We start from the raw sequence: 19,942 nt of genomic DNA on the forward strand, positions 1-19,942 counted from the left end.
TCCTGTTCAGAGATGGGACTGGTCGTTGGTTTCAAAGACCTGTGTGCGCGGCTCGGGCGCCATGCGTTTGCTGGCAAACACCACCAGTGCCTGATAGGCCGACGGCAGGCAACGGGCGAGCAGGTCGAGAAAATAGGCGTCGCGGCCGATCAGCACACGGCGCTTGTTTTTGCGTACACCTTGCAGGATTACTTTGGCGGCCTGGTCGGCGTCGGTAATGAACAGCTTTTCGAAATCGGCGCGGGCCTGTTGTTCGCTGTGGATGAGGAAACCGGTCATGTTCGCGTCGATACGGCTGCTGCGGCAGATATCAGTACGAATACCACCGGGGTGCACACAGGTGGCCGATACGCCGCAGCGTTGCAGGTCGAGTTCCTGGCGCAGAGCCTCGGTGAAGCCGCGCACAGCAAACTTGGTGGCGTTGTAACCGCTCATGCCGGGTTGGGCGAACAGGCCGAACACGCTGGAAGTATTGACTATGTGGCCTTCGCCGCTGGCCTTGAGATACGGCAGGAACGCCTTGGTGCCATGCACCACGCCCCAGAAATTGATGCCGACGATCCATTCCAGGTCGGCGTAGTCCACGCCTTCGACGGTACTCGACAGCGCCACCCCGGCATTGTTGAACACCAGGTTGACCTGGCCATGTTCCGCGGCACAGCGTGCAGCCCAATCCTGCATGGCTTGGCGGTCAGAGACGTCCAGCACCTGCGTGGTAACGGTCACGGGCGACAAGGTCGATGTGCGGATCAGCTCCAGGGTCTGTTCCAACCCCTGGTTGTTCTTGTCGGCCAAGGCCAGGTGGCAGCCTTCGCGTGCCAAGGCTAAAGCCAATGCGCGGCCCATGCCGGAGGCTGCACCGGTGATCGCCGCAACGCGGCCATTGAATGACTTCATGACAGGCTGCCTTCTGTTGCGGAGTGAGGGGCTGGTACGGGACGTGGCAGAGCGGGCGCCGGCAACGGGCTGGCGACGTAGTCCTTGAGCGCAAAGTGACGGGTGAGCTGTTTGAAACGCCAGGTAGAACCGGGCCACAGCGTGGTGTTCTTGCCGGTGCGTGGGTCCAGGTACCAGCTCTGGCAGCCGCCGGTGTTCCAGATGGTGCGCTTGAGCTTGTCCTGCAACTGGTGGTTGTAGGCGTGCTCTACGGCGGGTTTGACCTCGACCGTGGCAATGCTCTGGCGCCGCATATGTTTCAAGGCATCGAGGATGTAGGTGACCTGAGCTTCGATCATCAGGATCATCGAGTTATGCCCCAGGCCGGTGTTGGGTCCGACGATCAGAAACAGGTTGGGATAGCCCGGCACGGTGGTGCCTTTGAAGGCATGGGCGCCGTCGCTCCAGGCGTCCATCAGGTCGATGCCGTCGCGGCCGATGATGCAGTCTCGCGGCAAGGGGTCGCTGGCCTGGAAGCCGGTGCCGAAGATCAGGCAGTCAGCGGGATGCTTGATCCCGTCGGCGGTGATCACACCATCAGCTTCGATGCGCAGCACCCTGTCGGTGACTACCTCGACATTACTGCGCGACAGCGCCGGGTAGTAGTCATTGGAGATCAGCACGCGCTTGCAGCCGATGGTGTAGTCCGGCGTCAGCGTCTTGCGCAGGGAAGGGCGGGCCACTTGTTTGCGCAGATGCCGCAGGGCGATTTTCTGCACCATCTTCATCAGGCGTGGGTGCAAGGCAAAACCCACCACCCGGCCTTCCAGTGCCCAATAAAACGCGCCGCGCACCAGCTTTTGGGTGAACGGCAAGTGTTTGAACAGCCAGCGTTCAAGCGTTGAAATCGGCCGGTCCGGTTTGGGCATGATCCAGGGCGGCGTGCGCTGGAACAGGTCCAGGTGCGCCACCTGTGGCGCGATCTGCGGCACGAACTGGATGGCACTGGCGCCGGTGCCGATCACGGCCACGCGCTTGCCTTTCAAAGAGTAGTCATGGTCCCACTGCTGGGAGTGAAAACGCTTGCCCTTGAAGCTGTCCAGCCCCGGGATATCCGGCAGCGCCGGGCGAGACAGCCCGCCCATGGCCGAGACCAGCACCCGTGCGCTGACTTGGCGGCCATTGCTGAAGCTAAGGTGCCAGCGCTGCTGTTGCTCATCAAACACCGCACGTTGCAGGGCCATGCCAAAACGCAGATAGGGCGCCAGCTCAAAACGTGTGGCGCAGTGTTCCAGATAGGCGCGGATCTCAGGTTGTGTCGCGAACTGTCGCGACCAGTCCGGGTTGGGCGCGAAGGAAAATGAATACACATGGGACTGCACGTCACAGGCGCAACCCGGGTAGTGGTTATCGCGCCAGGTACCGCCGAGGGTCTCGGCCTGTTCGGCGATGAAGAAGTCGGTGAGCCCGGCCTCCTTGAGCTTGATCGCCATACACAGGCCAGCGAATCCCGAGCCAATGATGGCAATGTCAATTGAATCACTGTGGGCAGTCATGGGCGTGCCTCATAGATAGAAAGCGGGTGGCCATCGGATGTGCTCCTCTTTTTGTTTTGTCTTTTAGATAGAACACCATTGCAAAGGAAAATTGAATTAATTATTTTAAAAAAGATTTTAAATAATCTACCTGAAAATTTCGCCTACGCTAGGACCTTGTTCCGCATGTGCGATTTGTCCGACGGACGAGCGTGGTATGCAGGGCGCCCAGGTCCAAGGGGTGGACGATGGCTGAGGCCTTGATCAATTCCGGTCGGGTCGCCAGCAGCAGGGAAGCAGAGGACCGAGCTATGGCTGTGGAATGGGTTGTCGCTGCGGGAGTGCTGGCCGGCGCCAGCGCGGCGTTATGGGGCTTGAGTGCCTGGATGACGCGGCGCATTGAAGCGCGGGTTCCGATCAACGGGCGTTTCGTCGAGGTGGATGGCGAGCGCTTTCATTATGTCGAAGAGGGCAAGGGCCCGCCGCTGGTGATGATCCACGGGCTGATGGGCAGCAGCCGTAACCTCACGTATGCCTTGTCTGGTCAGTTGCGTGAGCATTTTCGCGTGATCACCCTTGACCGGCCGGGGTCCGGCTATTCCAGCCGACACAGTGGCACGGCCGCAGACTTACCGGGTCAGGCCCGACAAATCGCGGCCTTTATCGACACGCTCGACCTGGGCAAGCCGTTGGTGCTGGGCCATTCCCTGGGTGGCGCGGTTGCTCTGGCGCTGGCCCTCGACCATCCCCATGCGGTATCCGGGTTGGTACTGGTAGCGCCTTTGACTCACCCGCAACGCATGTTGCCGCTGGTGTTCCTGTCATTATCGGTGCGCCCGGCCTGGCTGCGACGCTGGATGGCCCACACCCTGACGATGCCCGTTGGCCTGCTGAGTAAAAATGCGGTGGTCAAAGGCGTCTTCGGCCCCGATGCCGCACCGCCGGACTTCGCCACCCGGGGCGGCGGGCTGCTGGGCATGCGTCCGGACAACTTCTATGCCGCGTCCACCGAAATCAACCGGGTCAACGACCACCTGCCCGACATGGTCAAGCGCTACCCGCAACTGACCTTGCCCATCGGGCTGATCTATGGCACCCGCGACAAGGTGCTCGACTTTCAGAAACACGGCCAGGCCCTGGCGAGCAAGGTGCCAGGGCTGAAAATGCAAGTGGTCGAAGGCTGTGGGCATATGTTGCCGATCACCGCGACAGAGCGAGTGGTGGCGCTGGTGGAGCAGGTCGCCAAGCGCGTCAGGCCCGGGGCAGGCATCCGGCTGTTGCACCCTCCCAAGGCCCTGGCGAGTAGATAAGGGTGCACCCGACTCGCGGTTCAAAGGCGTTGATGCCTGTCCTAGACACCTGACCAGACGGCTGAAAAAGAGACTGCCCGGTCACGGTAAAAAGGGCTGGAGAAACTAGTTGACGACCTAACGATTCCGCGCTATTTATTTAAAAAAATTATTTCAATGTGTAATTTGAAATTATTTTTGAAATGCCTAAGAGCGAATAAAATAATGAAAAAAACGCCTTTTATCGCATGGTTGATTTCTCGGGGCAGTCAGCGCTCCGTAAACCTGTTGGCTGCCCCGATGCACACCGAATGTGTACGGAGGTTGCCATGAATCAGACCCTGGCCGCCCCGCACGTCTGGACCGACGCAAAGCGCCACCTGTGGTGGCTCGGCATCATGCCACTGGCAACCCCCTTGCTCTCCGGCGCCCTGGCGATCGGCACCGGCGTACAGCAATTGTGGTGGGTGGGTGTGCTGGTGATCTTCGGCTTGATCCCCCTGATCGACGGCCTGCTCGGCGAAGATGTCAGCAACCCGCCTGAATCTGCCGTCAGCAACCTTGAATCCCAACGTTACTATCGCTGGATCGTCTACACCGGCGTGCTGTTTGTGATCTCTTCAGTGATTATCACCGGCTGGCTGGCCGCCGGTGGCATCGACTGGATCATCAACGGCGGCCTGCTGAACGCCACGGCCACACTTGAGCCGTCGAGCTGGCTGGCCAAGGCTGCTGCATTCGTCACCGCACGCACTGAACTGCATGGCCACATCAGCGTGTTCACTTACCTGGGTATGGCAATGTCCACCGGCGCTGCCACGGGCATCGCGATCAACACCGCCCATGAACTGGGGCACAAACCCAAGCCCCTGGAAGTGTTCCTGGCCAAGGTCACCCTGGCGCCGACGTTCTACGGGCACTTCTACACCGAACATAACCGCGGCCATCACGTTCGGGTCGCCACCCCGGAAGATCCCGCCAGTTCGCGGCTGGGGGAAAGTTTTTGGGCATTCCTGCCGCGTTCGGTGTGGTTCAGCGCCGTGTCGGCCTGGAACCTGGAGCGCGAACGCCTGCGCAAACTCGGTTTGCCGGCCTTGCACTGGAAGAACGCCGTGCTCAGTGCCTGGATGTACAGCGTGGTGTTGTGGGGCGCGATGATTGCCTGGTTGGGCGCGGCGGTGATTCCGTTCCTGATCATCCAGGGCATCTACGGGTTCTCGTTGCTGGAGGTGGTGAACTACGTCGAGCATTACGGCCTCAAGCGCCAGAAGTTGCCCAATGGCCGTTACGAACGTTGCTCGCCGCGCCATTCATGGAACAGTAACCGGATTGTCACCAATATCTTCCTGTTCCAACTTCAGCGGCATTCCGATCACCATGCCAACCCCACGCGCAGTTATCAGTCGTTGCGCCACTTCGATGAGTCACCGCAACTTCCGTATGGTTACGCGAGCATGATTGTCTGGGCCTATGTGCCTTACTTGTGGCGACGTCGTATGGACCATCGGGTGCTCAATCATTATGCCGGGGATATCACCCTGACCAATCTTCAACCGTCACAGCGTTTGAAGTATCTGGAGAAGTACAGCAACAGCGCCAAGCCGTTTTGAAATGAAGTAAGCAGTACGTGCGTACTCGGGATCTGTGTATCGCGCAGGTCCTTGTCGCCCCCAGTATCAGGTGCAAGAACGTGGTTTGACCCTACAAAAATAATTTCAAGGGAAGGACGTACACCATGCAAAGTTCTGCCAAGTTCACCGCCCATATCCTGCTGGCAGCGATGGGCCTGATTGTTTATCACCAGGCCCAGGCTGCCCGTATCGAACCTGCTGGCAGTGCCTTCACGGCTCAAGGGCCCATCAGCTTTTCCAAAGGCAAGCTGATCAGCGCCGACTGCATGATCAAGGTGGCCGGCAAGGTCGCGGCCGATGGCTCATCGGTGAATGTCGATAAAGTCGAGTTTGACGGTGGCCTCAAATGCAGTCGTGTCGAAGCGATCAATTTGCCCTGGGTGCTGGTCGCCAAAGATACAAAGAGTGGCTCGATGTCCAGGATCAGCGTCGATGTGCACGCCTTTGGCCTGGGCGGCAAGTGCGGCCCTTCAACCGCCGACGGTACTTGGGATAACGCCACCGGCAAGTTGGAAGCCGCCAATGTTGCTATTGGCGAAGACTGCAAGATCAACACGGTATCCATCAAGATGCCGCCCAACTTCAAAGTGGTCGAATAAACCGTTCCAACTGTTGCAGCGGTAAATGCATTGAAATTTGGCTGGAAAGGGAAGTTCTGCAGTTTCACCGTGACCTCTCGATCATGGCCATTACCCCTGGCGAAATGAATCGCCATAACATGTGAGGAAAAACAATGAAAAGCTTGAAAACTCTCGTGTCGTTGACTGCCCTGGCTGTTTGCATGGGTGCTGCTTCGATGGCCAGTGCGGCTTCAATCAGCCCGGAAGGCCCTTTCACCACGACCGCAGGCTCCATCGTGGTGCAGTCACCGTCGTCGTTCGGGGGCTCTGTGACCTGTGGCATTACCTTCAGCGGCAATGTCAGCGGCGGCGTTGCGACTATCAACAATGCCTCGCTGACCGGCGGTGGCCTGTGTGCATTGCCCACCTTGAAAAGCATCCCGTCGCCAGGCTGGAAGCTGACGGCCTTGTCGGGCACTACCGGCCAAGTAGAGAACGTTGGTTACACCATTAAAAAGACCATCGTAATCCCAGGTACCGACTGCGGTCCATCCACTATCAGCGTGGCCTGGAATGCTGCGACTCACACGCTTACGGCTGCCAACCAGGCTCTGAGCGGTGGCTGCAACGTGGTCTCGCTGACCACCACTGCTGCTGGCCTGACCGTCAATCCATAACGGCTGCTTGTTGCTGGATAAAGGGTTGATCACCCGCTGAAAGGCCGGCACCTCGCCAGAGGTGCCGGCTGACGTGGAAAGCCGGCCATGCCGGGAGCGCATAATAATAAGGAGTGCCGCATGATCAGTAAGAAACAACAGGCTCAAACACTGCTGGGGCTGGCAATATTGGGAGGCTTGATGACGACTGCGTCCGTGCAGGCGGGTGGTTTCTCCACGCCGACTTATGGTGCTCCAGGCTGGGGCCGGGCATTCGGCGGCGGCTCTCTGTTCAAGAATGATCCAAGCTCTGCCTACAACAACCCGGCGGCCATGGCGTTCGTCGACCAGTCCGTGGTTCAACAGACCGTTGACTATGCTCGGGTCAAAATCAAATACAGCGGCCAAGCCTATGATTACACCGGTAACCCGGTCAGTAATACGGCGGTAATGCCTGATGGCAGCTTTGACCCCAGCACTGCAGCACTCAATAACAACGATGGCGGCCAGGGTGGTTTCACCGCCTGGTTGCCTACCGGCTTCCTCGTTATTCCAATCGGTGACCGCTTTGCATTCGGCCTCAGTCAGGTCGTGCCGCAAGGTATGCGCACCACCTGGAATGAAAACTCCAAGTTTCGCGACTTCGCCGTGGACACCAAAATCGAGACCGTCGGTCTGACGGGCTCCTTATCCTTCAAGGTGCGTGACGACTTCTCCATCGGCGGGGGCCTTATCGTTCAGCGCAGTCAAGGCTTCGTCAGCCAGAATGTTGACCTGTTTTCGGCCGCGTCAGTCTCACCAGGCTTGGGTAACGGGGCATTTCCGGCGGGCGTCGGCACCGCGCTGATGCGGGTGAAGGTCGATAACATCTCCACTGGCTGGTTTACCGGTGTTGTCTGGAAGCCGACTGATCGAGACTCGCTGGGCCTTAACTATCACGCCAAAATCAAAAACAAGCTGACAGGCAAATACAGCGTCCGGGCTGATGCCTTGAACAATGGCCTGATGACTGACGATACGATCTTCGGTAACGGCAAGACGCTGGTCGAAACGGCTTATCCGGGCCTGACGCTGTACCCCGGTGGCGCCCATGCCAGTACTCAGTTGGATATTCCAGCCACCGCGGCGCTCGACTGGGTGCACCAGTTCAACGACCGCTGGACCTTGGGTCTCAGCGCCATGTGGACCCAATGGTCGTCCTTCAAGGACCTCACGCTCAAGTCTCAGGGTTCGACTATCGTCGCCATTCCCTATAACTACAAAGATGCGTGGATGTACTCGGTGGGGGGAGATTTCAAGGCAACGGACGAGCTGACCTTGCGCGCTGGTGTGGCCTATGACCAAACGCCAACCCGCAATTCGACGCGCGATCCGCGTATTCCTGACGGTGACCGTTATTTTCTCTCTTTGGGTGCGGGCTACGATATCAAAGCCGTTCCTGGCTTGACTCTGGACGCCGCGTACTCGCATCAATTTGTCGAGAAGGTCAACATCAAGACCCAGAACGTAGACCGACTGGGCGGTGGCAGGCTTGACGGCAAGGCCGAGTCCTCAGGCGATATTGTCAGCCTGTCAGCCACGTACAAGTTCTGAGCCCACCCTGACAGCGAGTACCAGAGCATCTGGTGCTCGCTGCTCAACGATTTTGATAACTGTTTTGAGGCCTTCGTTCGGCCTCAAATTATTGCGTCCAATGATTAAATAAAAATTTCAAAACATAATTTGAATTTAGTCTTTCAAGTTTGTAGTGTGGTTTTACGCCGCCGCGCAGCTCGACCTGCCTGTGCTCTGGCCACATCCCGAATCAAGTAGAGGTATCCCTATGCTTATCTGGTTATTGGTGGGTTTCGCAGCAGCGATTGCCCTGGCGTATCGACAAGCCGCCGCTACCCTGTGGCTGGTCACTGGCCTGGTTTGGCTGGCAGCGGGTTACCTGTTCAACGTCGTGGCCGGCCTGGGCACCGCCGTCGCGGCGGTACTGGTGGTGTTGCCGGCCCTGGTGCTGGCGCTCAAACCCCTGCGCCGCACTCTGTTGACCAGCAAGGCCCTGGGCCTGTTTCGCACGATCATGCCGGCGATGTCCGACACCGAGCGTGCGGCCATCGAGTCCGGCACTGTGTGGTGGGATGCCGAGCTGTTCAGCGGCAAGCCCAACTGGCAGCGCCTGTTGCAAGCCGCGCCGGCCAGCCTGAGTGCGGAGGAGCAAGCCTTTCTCGACAATGAGGTCGAAACCCTGTGCGACATTGCCAACGACTGGGAAACCACCCAAGTCTGGCAGGACATGTCCCCCGAAGGCTGGCAATACACCAAGGACGCCGGGTTCCTCGGCATGATTATTCCCAAGCAGTACGGAGGCAAAGGCTTCTCCCACTACGCCCACTCCCAGGTGGTGATGAAGCTGTCGACTCGCTGCTCGGCGGCGGCGATTTCGGTGATGGTGCCCAACTCCCTGGGCCCGGCCGAATTGCTGCTGCATTACGGCACCGACGCCCAGCGCAATTACTACCTGCCGCGCCTGGCGCGGGGCGAAGACATCCCGTGTTTTGCCTTGACCAGCCCGTATGCCGGCTCTGACGCGGGTGCGATCCCGGACCTGGGCATTGTCTGCAAAGGTCTGCACGAAGGCGAAGAAGTGCTGGGTTTCAAAGTGACCTGGGACAAGCGTTACATCACCCTTGGCCCGATTGCCACGGTATTGGGCCTGGCATTTCGCGCCGAAGACCCGGACGGCCTGCTTGGCGCGGCCGGTTCCCTGGGTATTACCTGTGCGCTGATCCCGACTTCTCATCCAGGGGTGAACAGCGGTCGTCGTCACTGGCCGCTGAATGCGGTGTTCCAGAACGGTCCTACCACCGGCAAGGACGTATTCATTCCACTGGAGTGGGTGATTGGCGGCCGTGAACAAGTCGGTAACGGCTGGCGCATGTTGATGGAGTGCCTGGCCGCGGGCCGGGCTATTTCCCTGCCTTCGGCTAACGTTGGCCTGGGTAAAGTCGCCGTGCGCGGCACTACAGCCTATGCGGCGATGCGCAAGCAGTTCGGCTTGCCCATCGGCAAGTTCGAAGGGGTGCAGGCTCCGTTGGCGCGCATGGCCGGGCACCTGTATGCCTGCGATGCGGTGCGCAAGGTGTCGGTAGCGTCCCTGGATGCCGGTGAGAAACCTTCAGTGATCTCAGCCATTGCCAAATACCACGTCACTGAGCGCGCGCGCATCATCGTCAACGACGGCATGGACATTGTCGCCGGCAAGGGCATCTGCATGGGGCCCAATAACTTCCTCGCCCGTGCCTATCAGCAAAGCCCCATCGCCATTACGGTGGAAGGCGCCAACATCATGACCCGCTGCCTGATCATCTTTGGCCAGGGCCTGATTCGTTGCCACCCCTATGTGTTGCGCGAAATGGAAGCGGCGCGCAACCCGGACCGGCGCAAGGCGCTGGAAGACTTCGACAGCGCGATGTTCGGCCATGTGAGTTTTGTACTGGCCAACACCGTCCGCGCAGCGGTGCATTCCCTGACTGGCGGGCGCCTGCTTGCCGCGCCTGCCAAGACCGACCCGGCGCTGGCGTCCTACTACCGTCAGGCCAATCGGCTGTCGGTGGTGCTGGCGTTGATCTCGGACATTTCCATGGGCGTGCTCGGGGGGGCCCTCAAGCGCAAGGAAAGTATCACCGGGCGTTTGGGGGATATTCTGTCGCAGCTGTACATCCTGTCGTGCGTGCTCAAGCGTTTCGAGGACGACGGCCGGCCCCAGGCAGATCTGCCGCTGGTGCATTGGGCGGCGCAGGACGCGTTGCTGCGCGCCCATGAAGCCTTGGCTGAGGTGCTCGACAACTACCCGTCGAAACCAGCGGCGAGGGTGGTGCGCGCGTTGAGTTTTCCGTTTGGCATTCCCCTGCACAAACCGTCGGATCGTCTGTTGGCGCAAGTGGCCGATGTGGTGCAAACCCCAGGGGAAACCCGCGACCGCTTGCTGGCCAATTCCTACATCCCGCGCCCGGAAATCGACAAGCTGGCCTACGGCGAATTGGGCTTTCGTTTACTGCCACAGGTGGAGTCGATCGAGGCTCGGCTTAAACCCGCCATCAAGCAAGGTTTGCTTGGCCCGCTGCCGATTTCGTCCACGGCCTTTACCGAATGGCGCGTCAAGGCGCGGGCGCTGGACTTGATCAGCGACGACGAGGACGCCTTGCTGGGCCGCTATGTGGAATACGCCGATCACGGTATCCAGGTGGATGACTTCCCCCAGGACTTTGGTTTGCTGGAGGCGTTGCAGCAGCGCAAGCAGGCGCTCGAACCGGCCGCCAAACGGCGCAGCAGCCAAAGCGAAAACGCCCCAGTGAATTGACAGTGTGGGAGGGGGCTTGCCCCCTCCCACATTTGATTGGGTTTACAAGGCAAATGTGTGGCGTGAGTGAGTGCTTACCATGAGTGACAACTACCTTTCATTCGTCAACTCCCCCTGGGGCCGTCGCCTGGCCCAGGCTATTGGCTTGCCGCAACCCTTGCCGCTGCAGCGTCATCGCAGCGGCCAGGCCGGGCTGGCCAACCCGGTGATCATCGCCGGGGCAGGGCGCCTGGCGGCGTCGGTGCTGCGTATCTTCAGCGCCACCGACACCGTCGCCGCCACGGCGGCAACCCTCAAGGCACCGTCCACGGTCAAGGTGCAAGGCGCAGTGTTTGATGCCAGTGGCGTGGTCGATCTGCAACAGTTGGACGAGCTCTACCTGTTCTTCCACGCCAATGCCAAACGCCTAGGCCAACATGGCCGAGTGGTGGTGCTCGGCACCGCGCCGGAACACTGCAAGGACTTGCCCCAAGCCATCGCCCAGCGCGCCCTCGAGGGTTTGGTGCGCTCGCTGGCCAAGGAGCTGCGTCGGGCGATCACCGTGCAATTGTTGTATGTGGCGCCGGGTGCCGAGGAGGCGTTGGACAGCAGTTTGCGCTTCTTCCTGTCACGCCGCTCTGCCTATGTCTCGGGGCAGGTGGTGCGCCTGGAAAGACCTGTGGATGGCAACACCACCGTCAATTGGGACAAACCCTTCGCCGGTCACCGTGCCTTGGTCACCGGTGCTTCCCGAGGCATCGGCCTGGCTATCGCCCAGGTGCTGGCGCGTGACGGCGCCCATGTGGTGTGCGTGGACGTGCCCCAGGCCCAGCAAGCTTTGCAACAGGCCGCCGCCAGCGTCGGCGGGTCGTCGTTGCCCCTGGACATCACCGCCGCCGACACCGCCGCGCTGTTGCAAGCCCATGTCAGCCAATACGGTGGCTTTGATGTGGTGGTGCACAACGCCGGGATCACCCGTGACAAGACCATCGCCAAGATGACCGAAGCCGCCTGGCGCAGCGTGATGGCGGTCAACCTGCAGGCACCGTTGCAGCTCAGTGAAGCCTTGCTCGACAACCAGGGCATCAACGCCGGTGGGCGCATCATCTGCGTGTCGTCGATCTCAGGGATTGCCGGCAACCTGGGGCAAAGCAACTATGCCACCTCCAAGGCGGGCGTGATTGGCCTGGTGCAAGGTCTGGCACCGCGTGCGGCGGCCCGGCAGGTCACAGTGAATGCGGTGGCGCCCGGCTTTATCGAGACCCAGATGACCGCGAAGATCCCGTTGATGATCCGTGAGGCGGGGCGGCGCATGAATTCATTGTCTCAGGGCGGGCAGCCTATTGATGTGGCCGAGACTATCGCCTGGCTCGCTCATCCTGCGTCGGGCGGAGTGAATGGCCAGGTCGTGCGAGTGTGTGGCCAAAGCCTGTTGGGAGCCTGAAGCGATGGACTATGTGACGCAGATTATCGACCCGCCGCCGTCGCGCACGCAGTTGCTGCTCGACGGTATGCGCGCTATGCGCAAGCCCAAGCTCGACGGTGCGCCGCTGTTACCCACGGCGTGCCTGGTGCGCGCTGCGGTGGCGCTTTCCCCCGCGGGTATCGCCGCTTACGCACGGGCCTGTGGCTTTCGTCCCGAACAGGGCGTGCCGCTGTCCTACCCCCATGTATTGGCCTTTCCCTTGCACTTGATGCTGCTGACCCGGCCAAGCTTCCCGTACCCGGCCAGCGGCATGGTGCATCTGGCCAATCGTATTCGTCAGCACCAGCGCCTGCACCAGGGCCAGGCGTTGCGCGTGGAGGTGTACTGCGAGCGCTGGGTCGCGCATCCCAAGGGGCAGGCATTGAGTATCGCCACCCGTGCCTTCAGTGCGGGCGCGCTGGTGTGGGAAAGCGACAGCCTGTACCTGCGCCGTAACGTCAACAACCCCGTGGGTGAGCCATGGAATGACCCATTGCCATTGCAGGAGGAAGGCTTGTTGCGCACCCAGCGCTGGGTGCTTCCCGCCGACCTGGGGCGACGCTTTGCCAAGGTCTCGGGGGATTTCAATCCGATTCACACCTCGGTCATTGGGGCCAGGCTTTTTGGTTTTCGCCGTGCCATCGCCCATGGCATGTGGACGCTGGGCCGTGCATTGGCGGCGCAACAACCGCCCGGTGGCCTGGAGCAGGCGCAAGCGCATTGCGATTTCAAGTTGCCGATTTTCCTGCCTGGCCAGGTCGCCCTGTGGAGCCACCCGGTGACTGGCCCACGCCGTGAGTTCGAAGTGCGCAATTTCGCCGGGGACAAACCCCATATGCGCGGGCTGTTTATTTGGAAAGAGAACCAGTGATGAGTGACTACAGCTTCAACCCGGCGCCAACTCGCCGCGTGGCGATTATCGGCGGCAATCGCATTCCGTTTGCTCGCTCCAACACGGTGTATGCCCATGACAGCAACCAGGATCTGCTGGTCGCCGCTCTCCAGGGCCTGGTCGACCGTTACAACCTGCATGGCCAACGCCTGGGCGAATTTGCCGCCGGGGCAGTGATCAAGCATTCGCGGGATTTCAACCTGGCCCGTGAAGCGCTGTTGTCCACCACACTGTCGCCGCAAACCCCGGCCTATGATGTGCAGCAAGCCTGCGGCACCGGGCTTGAAGCTGCGCTGCTGGTGGCGAATAAAATCGCTCTGGGCCAGATCGAAGTCGGCATTGCCGGTGGCGCCGACACCACCTCCGACGCGCCTATCGGCATCAACGAATCCTTGCGCCATACCTTGCTTGCGGCCAATCGCGCCAAGGGCATGGGCGACAAGCTCAAGCAACTCCTCAACGTGCGCCCGTCGATGTTGTTCAAGCCGCTGCTGCCGCGCAATGGCGAGCCGCGTACGGGGCTGTCCATGGGCGAGCACTGCGAAGAAATGGCCAAGCGCTGGCAGATCAAGCGCCTGGCCCAGGACGAGTTGACCCTTACCAGCCACCAACGATTGGACGCGGCCTACAACCGCGGTTTTTTCGACGACCTGATCAGTCCCCATCGCGGCCTGGCCCGCGACAATAACCTGCGTGCCGATATCAGCCTGGAGAAACTGGCGGGCCTGTCGCCGGTATTCGACCGCCAGAACGGCACCCTCACTGCCGGCAACTCCACGCCCTTGACCGATGGCGCTTCGGTGGTGCTGCTTGCCAGTGAAGAATGGGCCACTGCCAATGGCTGGCCGGTGCTGGCCTACTTGCGCACGGGTGAGACGGCGGCGGTAAATTTTGTCGACGGCACCGAGGGCCTGCTGATGGCACCGGCCTACGCCGTGCCGCGCATGTTGCAACGGGAAGGCTTGAGTTTTGCCGACTTTGATTTATTCGAGATACACGAAGCGTTTGCCGCCCAGGTGCTGTGTACGCTCAACGCGTGGGAAGACCCTGAATATTGCCGCGAGCGGCTCGGCCTTGATGCACCCCTGGGCACCATCGAGCGCAGCAAGATGAACGTCAACGGTGGCTCACTGGGCTGCGGCCATCCGTTCGCGGCCACTGGCGGTCGGCAATTGGCGGCGCTGGCCAAGGCGATCCATGAACGCGGTGGTGGCCGCGGCCTGATCTCGATCTGTGCGGCGGGTGGGTTGGGCATTACCGCCATCGTCGAAAAGTAACGCTTTTAAAAACAACAATAAGGACACTGCCATGAACGCTATCAGCCTGGAACACACCGAACGTATCTGGTTGAACACTTACCTGCCCGGCGTTCCAGCCGATATCGAGGCCGGGATCGAGGAGTATCCGTCGCTGCGTGAAGTGTTCCTGGAGCATCTGGAAAAATTCAGCGAGCGGGTGGCCTACGTCAGCATCGGCACCGAAATGACCTACGCCGACTGGCGGGTTCAGGGCATCGCCTTTGCCGCTTGGTTACAGGGCCAGGGCGTAAAAAAGGGCGACCGCGTGGCGCTGATGATGCCCAACTGCTTGCAATACCCGATCTGCCTGTTGGGCTCGATCCTGGCCGGTGCCGTGGTGGTCAACGTCAACCCGTTGTACACCGCCCATGAACTCAAGCACCTGCTCAAGGACAGCGGCGCCGAAACCGTGGTGATCTTCGAGAACTTCGCCCACACCCTGGAAAAAGCCATGGCCGGCAGCAGCGTCAAGCGCGTGGTGCTCGCGGCTATCGGTGATTTGCTGGGGACCTTCAAGGGCGCGGCGATGAACTTTATCCTGCGCCGCGTGCAGAAGCAGGTGCCGGCTTTCAAGCTGCCCGGTGCGCTGCGCTTCAAGCAGGTGCTTGAACAGGGCAGGGGGCTGCACCACTTGCCGGTTGCGCTGGATCGCGATGAGCTGGCCTTCCTGCAGTACACCGGCGGCACTACCGGCGATGCCAAGGGCGTGATGCTCAGCCATCGCAATATCATTGCCAACCTGCTGCAAGCCAAGGCCTGGGTCGGCGACCAACTGGACCAGCACAAGCAGGAAACCAATGTGACCCTGCTGCCGCTTTACCACATCTTTTCGCTGACCGTGAATTGCCTGATGTTCATGTGCCTGGGCGGGCGCAATATCCTCATCGCCAACCCGCGGGACGTGAAGCGGGTGCAGATGATCCTGCGCAAGGAGCGCTTCAACGGGATTGCCGGGGTTAACACGCTGTTTAATGGCTTGCTGGAGAACAAGGAATTCTGCTCGCGGGATTTTTCCGACCTGCGCCTGGTGATCGCCGGCGGTATGGCCACCCACACCGCGGTGGCCAAGCGCTGGAAGGAGGTGACCGGGCTGCCGATCATCGAAGGCTACGGGCTGACCGAGTGTTCGCCCGTGGTGAGCATCAGCCCTATCGATATTTCGCGTATGCGCGAGATGGAATTTACCGGCAGCATCGGCGTGCCGTTGCCGTCGACCTGGGTGCGTTTCATGCGCGAAGACGGCGAGCTGGCTGACATCGGCGAGCAAGGCGAGCTGCAAGTACGCGGCCCGCAAGTGATGCAGGGCTACTGGAAGCGGCCCAAGGAAACTGCTGAGGTATTGGATGCCGACGGTTGGCTGTCCACCGGCGATATCGGGGTGATGGACGGGCGCGGCTATATTCGCCTGGTGGACCGCAAGAAGGACATGATCCTGGTCTCGGGTTTCAATGTGTACCCCAATGAAATCGAGGACGTGGTGGCGATGCACCCGGGTGTCGCGGAAGTGGCGGCGATCGGTGTGGAAGATGCCGTGAGTGGGGAGAAGGTCAAGATCATCGTGGTGCGCAAGGATCCGGCCCTGACCCAGGAGCAGATTCTTGCGCATTGCCGGGAATACCTGACGGGGTACAAGGTGCCCCGGTATGTGGAGTTCCGCAGTACCGAGCTGCCCAAGACGACGGTTGGCAAGGTACTGCGGCGCGCATTGCGCTGACTCGGTTTACCGGGGCTGGCCAATCGTCAGAGGTAACCATCGTCGGGGAAATTGAGACCAATGACATCCTGGCTGTGGATCGGTCGGATGCTTTTGATCAAGAAATCAGTCTTGCCATTTCCCGTCAAATCGACACCGAGGAAGTACCTATTGGTTTTTGGGTTGAATGTCAGGATGGTATCGCCCGGTTGTCCGCTGTACTGACTGACGTAGTTGAGTTGGACTTGCGAATTTTCGCTCAGGCTGCTCAAGTCGATTTTGTCTTGGCCTGTGGTGAAGTCCATAAGCAAGTCAGCGTTGTTGCGCGGGGAGTCGCCGGCGGCATGATAAGTAAACGTGTTGGAGCCACCGTTGCCGGTCAGTATGTCGGCTCCGCCACCTCCAGTCAGGACGTTGTCCGCACTGTTTCCGGTAATACGATCGTTGCCTGTGCCGCCTTTCGCGTTTTCGATAAGGGTTTGGGCGCTGATGTGCACGTTGTTAGTCAAACCACCCACGCTGGAGCGTGAATCCGGGGTCAGGTTGATTCGCTGGTTTTGCGCGAAGCCAGAGAAGTCCAGCGTGTCATTGCCTTGTTTGTCGTGCACGCTGAAACCGGGCCTGTCGGTGGGAGACGTAAGGCTGGTTTCGGGCTTGCCCGTGTTGGAGTTGAAGCCGTAGACAGTGTCGGCGGCTGTGGATTGCGCAAGTGGAGGCGTAACCGGGGGTGGCGTCGTGGGTACCGGAGTGGGAACGGAAGGGCGTGTAAGTTTTGATTCAGGTGGCACCACTGGGGTGGCATTCGTCAAAATATCTGTGGGCTTTATGGGCTTTTCACTCAGAATCACCAGCATGGAATAGGGGTCGCCAGTTACATTCATGATCAGCCTGTAGCGCTTGATACTCTCATCGTAGTCCAGCGTCAGTTCACCTTTCTTCCCCGTGTGCCAGTCAACAAGCTTGGGTTTCTGGATGCCCGCATCTTTCAACATGGTTGACAGGTCAATCTTGTCGATGCCACTTGTGAAGTCTGTGAGTGTATCGGGGTTTTCACCAGGTGAGTCGCTGACACTGTTATATACAAAGGTATCTGCGCCACCTCCACCGGTCAGCGTGTCGCCGCCAGCACCTCCCCTCATGCGGTTGTTGGCGTTATTGCCGATCAGCACATCGTGCCCCGAGCCGCCAATGGCATTTTCAATAACAACGCCCTTGGCAATTGATACATTACCCTCACGGCCGCCGACATCCGAGAGTGTTCCCGCGTTCAAGTTGATCCTTTGATTTTTTTTGAAACCGGAAAAATCCAGAGTGTCTTCACCGCCGTTATCCCAGACACAAAAGAACGGCAAGTCGTTGGGGGAGGTCAACGTGTAGTGGTCGCGCTCTGTGTTGGAGTTGAAACCGTAGGTCGTATTGCCTTTACGGGTTTCGTCGTTGGCCTTGTATCGCAAATGAGCGCCGGCAATATCGTGCATCATCGGGGTTTGGGAAGAGTCCGATACGAACGAGTTTTTATTATTTTCATTGGGGCGAAACAGGCTAAAGTTATAACTCATAGTGCTATAGACGTCGCTGCTTTGAGGGAGGTCAAGATCCGGATGCTCAAGTCCCAAGGTGTGCCCGATCTCGTGGACCATTGCCGCATGCAGCCCGGCCCCTTCATTTTTTCCGATATTTACGTCCTGAGCGCCGTAAGCATTTGGCAACGTAGCGTCACCGCCCCCACCTGAGACTTCCCGAACTGACAGGTGAGTGTCAGCATTTTTGCCATTTTCGACAAAATTGACTTTTATAACATCTTCCCAAGACCGAAGTGCCTGCCTGAATGCTCTCTTTTTGGTCTCGCTGAATTCGGTAAATGCATAGGACACAGTGAGTTGTCCGTCACCATTGCGATCTTGTATTTTATAGTTGCTGCGAGTGAGACTTTTAGCAACTTCATTGGGAGGATCGGAAGAGAGCGAGTTGCTAGCGGATAAGTTGCAAGTTTCGGTTGTCACAGAGAACGATTTTGCGGGCGGGCAGTAAGCGCGAATCGACGACATGATTGAGACCCTTGAGTAAGTGGGTATTAGTTGCTGGCCATGCTTGCAATTGATGTTGAAGGCGGGGGTAAGTTAGACGCTTTTGGGAGGCTGCTCTAGGGGTACAGTATTTCGATATATGATTGTGTTGTTAGGTAACTGTGATCATGTTGCTAGTGTGCTAGGTGTTGTCGGAATAATTACTTTGTGGGGGAGGTGCCAAGATAGTTAAGCGAAGGGCGAGGGTTATCTTGTCAGATAGAATGGGCGTTGAATGGCTCGTGCGCTCATATTTTCGTTATTTAGAAAACAAGCAATGAGTGCGTGCATAGAACATACAACAATGAGTGACGTCGCCCGTAGACAGGGCGACGTGATTGATCATTTGCACCGTGATTGATTAAAGTGCGCTGACCTTGACCCAACGTTCTTCGAGGGCCGCCACGCGAATCGCTGTCGCCAACCGCTCCACCTCCCATGCAGCATCAAAGTCCGTGCCATCCGCACCTTGCCCCGCAAGCGCCATGATCAACTCCTGCACCTCCAGCGTCTTCAACTCGTTGTAGCCCAACTGATGCCCCGCCGCTGGGCTGAACGCCGCATAGCCGGGCAGCGCAGGGCCTGCCAAGACGCGTTGAAAGCCGTCCTGGCCGACACGGTGCAGGCGCAGTTCATTCAAGCGCTCCTGATCGAACGCCAAGGTGCCTTTGGTCCCGCTTATCTCAAAGCACAGGTGGTTTTTGTAGCCGTGCTTGAGCCAGCTGCTGCTCACCGTGCCGCGCGCACCGTTGGCGAAGCGCAGCAGGGCGTGCACCTGGTCATCCACGGCGATGGATTTCAAATCAGCGCTGCCTTGGGTCGCGGGACGCTGAGCATGCACTGTCTGGGTATCGGCACACACACTGACCACATCGCCGACCAGGTAACGCGCCATCGACAGCAAATGGCTGCCCAGGTCAGCCAGAGCACCACCGGCGTGTCCCACTTCGCAACGCCACGACCACGGCGAGACCGGATCGGCCATGAAGTCTTCGCTGAACTCACCCTGGAAGCTGATGATCTGGCCCAGCTCACCCCGGGCTAGCATCTGGCGCGCCAACACGATCATCGGGTTGTGCTGGTAGTTGTAGCCCACTCGCGTCACCACCCCGGCGTTGCTGGCTGCACGGCGCATGGCATCGGCTTGCTCCAGGCTGATGGCCAGGGGTTTCTCGCAGTACACCGCTTTGCCCGCCGCAATCGCGGCCATGGCCATGGGGTAGTGCAGGTGGTTGGGGGTGGTGATGGCCACGACATCGACCTTAGGGTCCTCGATCAGCGCCTGCCAATCACCATGGGCCTGGTCAAACCCCCAGGCCGTGGCGCAGCGTTGGGCTCGCTCGGTGTCGGCATCGGCCAGGGCAGCAAGCTTTAGCTGTACCGGCAACTCGAACACTGTGCGCGCGTTATTGAACGCTAACGCGTGGGCACGGCCCATGAAGCCTGTGCCGATCAAGCCGATTCCGAGTTCACGCATAGCCGTGGTCCTTTGATTATTGTTTTCAGGGATGGCATTAATGGAATAAAAATTCGCAAATATCAATAGTTGGAATAAAAATTCACTCATCACTTCAGTTGATATGAACCTATTCAGCCGTAGCCAAACGCCGCCAGTTAACAAAAGATAACGTAGCGCCGATTGTCAGACGATTCC

Annotated in this window: 14 protein-coding genes; 10 read left to right on the forward strand and 4 right to left on the reverse strand. The window is 59.3% G+C overall.

Annotated features, from left to right (window positions below; translation table 11 throughout):
- Positions 1-6: 6 nt before the first annotated feature.
- Both JH25_RS00975 and JH25_RS00970 read right to left on the reverse strand, forming a co-directional pair.
- Entirely contained in the window at positions 7-897 is an 891-nt protein-coding gene (locus tag JH25_RS00975; RefSeq protein WP_032880806.1) for an SDR family NAD(P)-dependent oxidoreductase, read from the reverse strand.
- A complete protein-coding gene (locus JH25_RS00970; protein WP_032880807.1) occupies positions 894-2,432 on the reverse strand; it encodes a flavin-containing monooxygenase in 1,539 nt (512 codons plus the stop codon). Before JH25_RS00970 ends, JH25_RS00975 begins: the two co-directional genes overlap by 4 nt.
- A 290-nt stretch (positions 2,433-2,722) precedes the next feature.
- Here JH25_RS00970 and JH25_RS00965 point away from each other — a divergent pair, with 290 nt between their 5' ends.
- The 10 genes from JH25_RS00965 to JH25_RS00920 all read left to right on the forward strand — a co-directional run bounded on the left by JH25_RS00965 (position 2,723) and on the right by JH25_RS00920 (position 16,243).
- Positions 2,723-3,721 carry an alpha/beta fold hydrolase gene (locus tag JH25_RS00965; RefSeq protein WP_032881324.1) on the forward strand — a complete coding sequence of 333 codons (999 nt, stop codon included), beginning with the start codon at positions 2,723-2,725 and terminating at the stop codon, positions 3,719-3,721.
- Between the two features lie 308 nt (positions 3,722-4,029).
- Positions 4,030-5,310, forward strand: coding sequence for an alkane 1-monooxygenase (locus JH25_RS00960; protein WP_032880808.1), 1,281 nt, complete (start codon positions 4,030-4,032; stop codon positions 5,308-5,310).
- A 125-nt stretch (positions 5,311-5,435) separates the two neighbouring features.
- The gene (praA, locus tag JH25_RS00955) at positions 5,436-5,930 is read left to right on the forward strand and encodes an alkane oxidation protein activator PraA (RefSeq protein ID WP_032880809.1); all 495 of its coding nucleotides are present in this window, start codon (positions 5,436-5,438) and stop codon (positions 5,928-5,930) included.
- Positions 5,931-6,064: 134 nt separating this feature from the next.
- A complete protein-coding gene (gene praB, locus JH25_RS00950; protein ID WP_032880810.1) occupies positions 6,065-6,568 on the forward strand; it encodes an alkane oxidation protein activator PraB in 504 nt (167 codons plus the stop codon).
- 120 nt (positions 6,569-6,688) lie between these two features.
- Complete coding sequence (locus tag JH25_RS00945) at positions 6,689-8,140, forward strand: outer membrane protein transport protein (RefSeq protein ID WP_032880811.1); 1,452 nt, start codon at positions 6,689-6,691, stop codon at positions 8,138-8,140.
- Positions 8,141-8,369: 229 nt separating this feature from the next.
- Positions 8,370-10,895 (forward strand): acyl-CoA dehydrogenase, encoded by a 2,526-nt coding sequence (locus JH25_RS00940; protein ID WP_032880812.1) that lies wholly within the window; start codon positions 8,370-8,372, stop codon positions 10,893-10,895.
- Positions 10,896-10,974: 79 nt separating this feature from the next.
- Positions 10,975-12,318, forward strand: coding sequence for a 3-oxoacyl-ACP reductase (locus JH25_RS00935; RefSeq protein ID WP_032880813.1), 1,344 nt, complete (start codon positions 10,975-10,977; stop codon positions 12,316-12,318).
- 4 nt (positions 12,319-12,322) lie between these two features.
- Positions 12,323-13,210: a MaoC/PaaZ C-terminal domain-containing protein gene (locus JH25_RS00930; protein WP_032880814.1), complete on the forward strand. Its 888-nt coding sequence runs from the start codon at positions 12,323-12,325 to the stop codon at positions 13,208-13,210.
- A complete protein-coding gene (locus JH25_RS00925; RefSeq protein WP_032880815.1) occupies positions 13,210-14,508 on the forward strand; it encodes an acetyl-CoA C-acetyltransferase in 1,299 nt (432 codons plus the stop codon). The genes JH25_RS00930 and JH25_RS00925 overlap by 1 nt, the downstream gene beginning before the upstream one ends.
- A 31-nt stretch (positions 14,509-14,539) precedes the next feature.
- Positions 14,540-16,243 carry an AMP-binding protein gene (locus JH25_RS00920; protein WP_032880816.1) on the forward strand — a complete coding sequence of 568 codons (1,704 nt, stop codon included), beginning with the start codon at positions 14,540-14,542 and terminating at the stop codon, positions 16,241-16,243.
- 26 nt (positions 16,244-16,269) lie between these two features.
- Here the strand turns inward: JH25_RS00920 and JH25_RS00915 are convergent, their stop codons facing one another.
- Both JH25_RS00915 and JH25_RS00910 read right to left on the reverse strand, forming a co-directional pair.
- Entirely contained in the window at positions 16,270-18,270 is a 2,001-nt protein-coding gene (locus tag JH25_RS00915; protein WP_032880817.1) for a M10 family metallopeptidase C-terminal domain-containing protein, read from the reverse strand.
- Positions 18,271-18,649: 379 nt separating this feature from the next.
- The gene (locus JH25_RS00910) at positions 18,650-19,765 is read right to left on the reverse strand and encodes a Gfo/Idh/MocA family protein (RefSeq protein ID WP_032880819.1); all 1,116 of its coding nucleotides are present in this window, start codon (positions 19,763-19,765) and stop codon (positions 18,650-18,652) included.
- Positions 19,766-19,942 lie beyond the last annotated feature (177 nt).

This window comes from Pseudomonas sp. BRG-100, from assembly GCF_000737955.1.
Taxonomy (GTDB): Bacteria; Pseudomonadota; Gammaproteobacteria; order Pseudomonadales; family Pseudomonadaceae; genus Aquipseudomonas; species Aquipseudomonas synxantha_A.

Excerpts from the sequence above, each read along its gene's own strand:
- JH25_RS00975 (WP_032880806.1), bottom strand. The coding sequence starts at position 897 with ATGAAGTCATTCAATGGCCGCGTTGCGGCGATCACCGGTGCAGCCTCC.
- JH25_RS00970 (WP_032880807.1), bottom strand. The coding sequence starts at position 2,432 with ATGACTGCCCACAGTGATTCAATTGACATTGCCATCATTGGCTCGGGA.
- JH25_RS00965 (WP_032881324.1), top strand. The coding sequence starts at position 2,723 with ATGGCTGTGGAATGGGTTGTCGCTGCGGGAGTGCTGGCCGGCGCCAGC.
- JH25_RS00960 (WP_032880808.1), top strand. The coding sequence starts at position 4,030 with ATGAATCAGACCCTGGCCGCCCCGCACGTCTGGACCGACGCAAAGCGC.
- praA (WP_032880809.1), top strand. The coding sequence starts at position 5,436 with ATGCAAAGTTCTGCCAAGTTCACCGCCCATATCCTGCTGGCAGCGATG.
- praB (WP_032880810.1), top strand. The coding sequence starts at position 6,065 with ATGAAAAGCTTGAAAACTCTCGTGTCGTTGACTGCCCTGGCTGTTTGC.
- JH25_RS00945 (WP_032880811.1), top strand. The coding sequence starts at position 6,689 with ATGATCAGTAAGAAACAACAGGCTCAAACACTGCTGGGGCTGGCAATA.
- JH25_RS00940 (WP_032880812.1), top strand. The coding sequence starts at position 8,370 with ATGCTTATCTGGTTATTGGTGGGTTTCGCAGCAGCGATTGCCCTGGCG.
- JH25_RS00935 (WP_032880813.1), top strand. The coding sequence starts at position 10,975 with ATGAGTGACAACTACCTTTCATTCGTCAACTCCCCCTGGGGCCGTCGC.
- JH25_RS00930 (WP_032880814.1), top strand. The coding sequence starts at position 12,323 with ATGGACTATGTGACGCAGATTATCGACCCGCCGCCGTCGCGCACGCAG.
- JH25_RS00925 (WP_032880815.1), top strand. The coding sequence starts at position 13,210 with ATGAGTGACTACAGCTTCAACCCGGCGCCAACTCGCCGCGTGGCGATT.
- JH25_RS00920 (WP_032880816.1), top strand. The coding sequence starts at position 14,540 with ATGAACGCTATCAGCCTGGAACACACCGAACGTATCTGGTTGAACACT.
- JH25_RS00915 (WP_032880817.1), bottom strand. The coding sequence starts at position 18,270 with ATGTCGTCGATTCGCGCTTACTGCCCGCCCGCAAAATCGTTCTCTGTG.
- JH25_RS00910 (WP_032880819.1), bottom strand. The coding sequence starts at position 19,765 with ATGCGTGAACTCGGAATCGGCTTGATCGGCACAGGCTTCATGGGCCGT.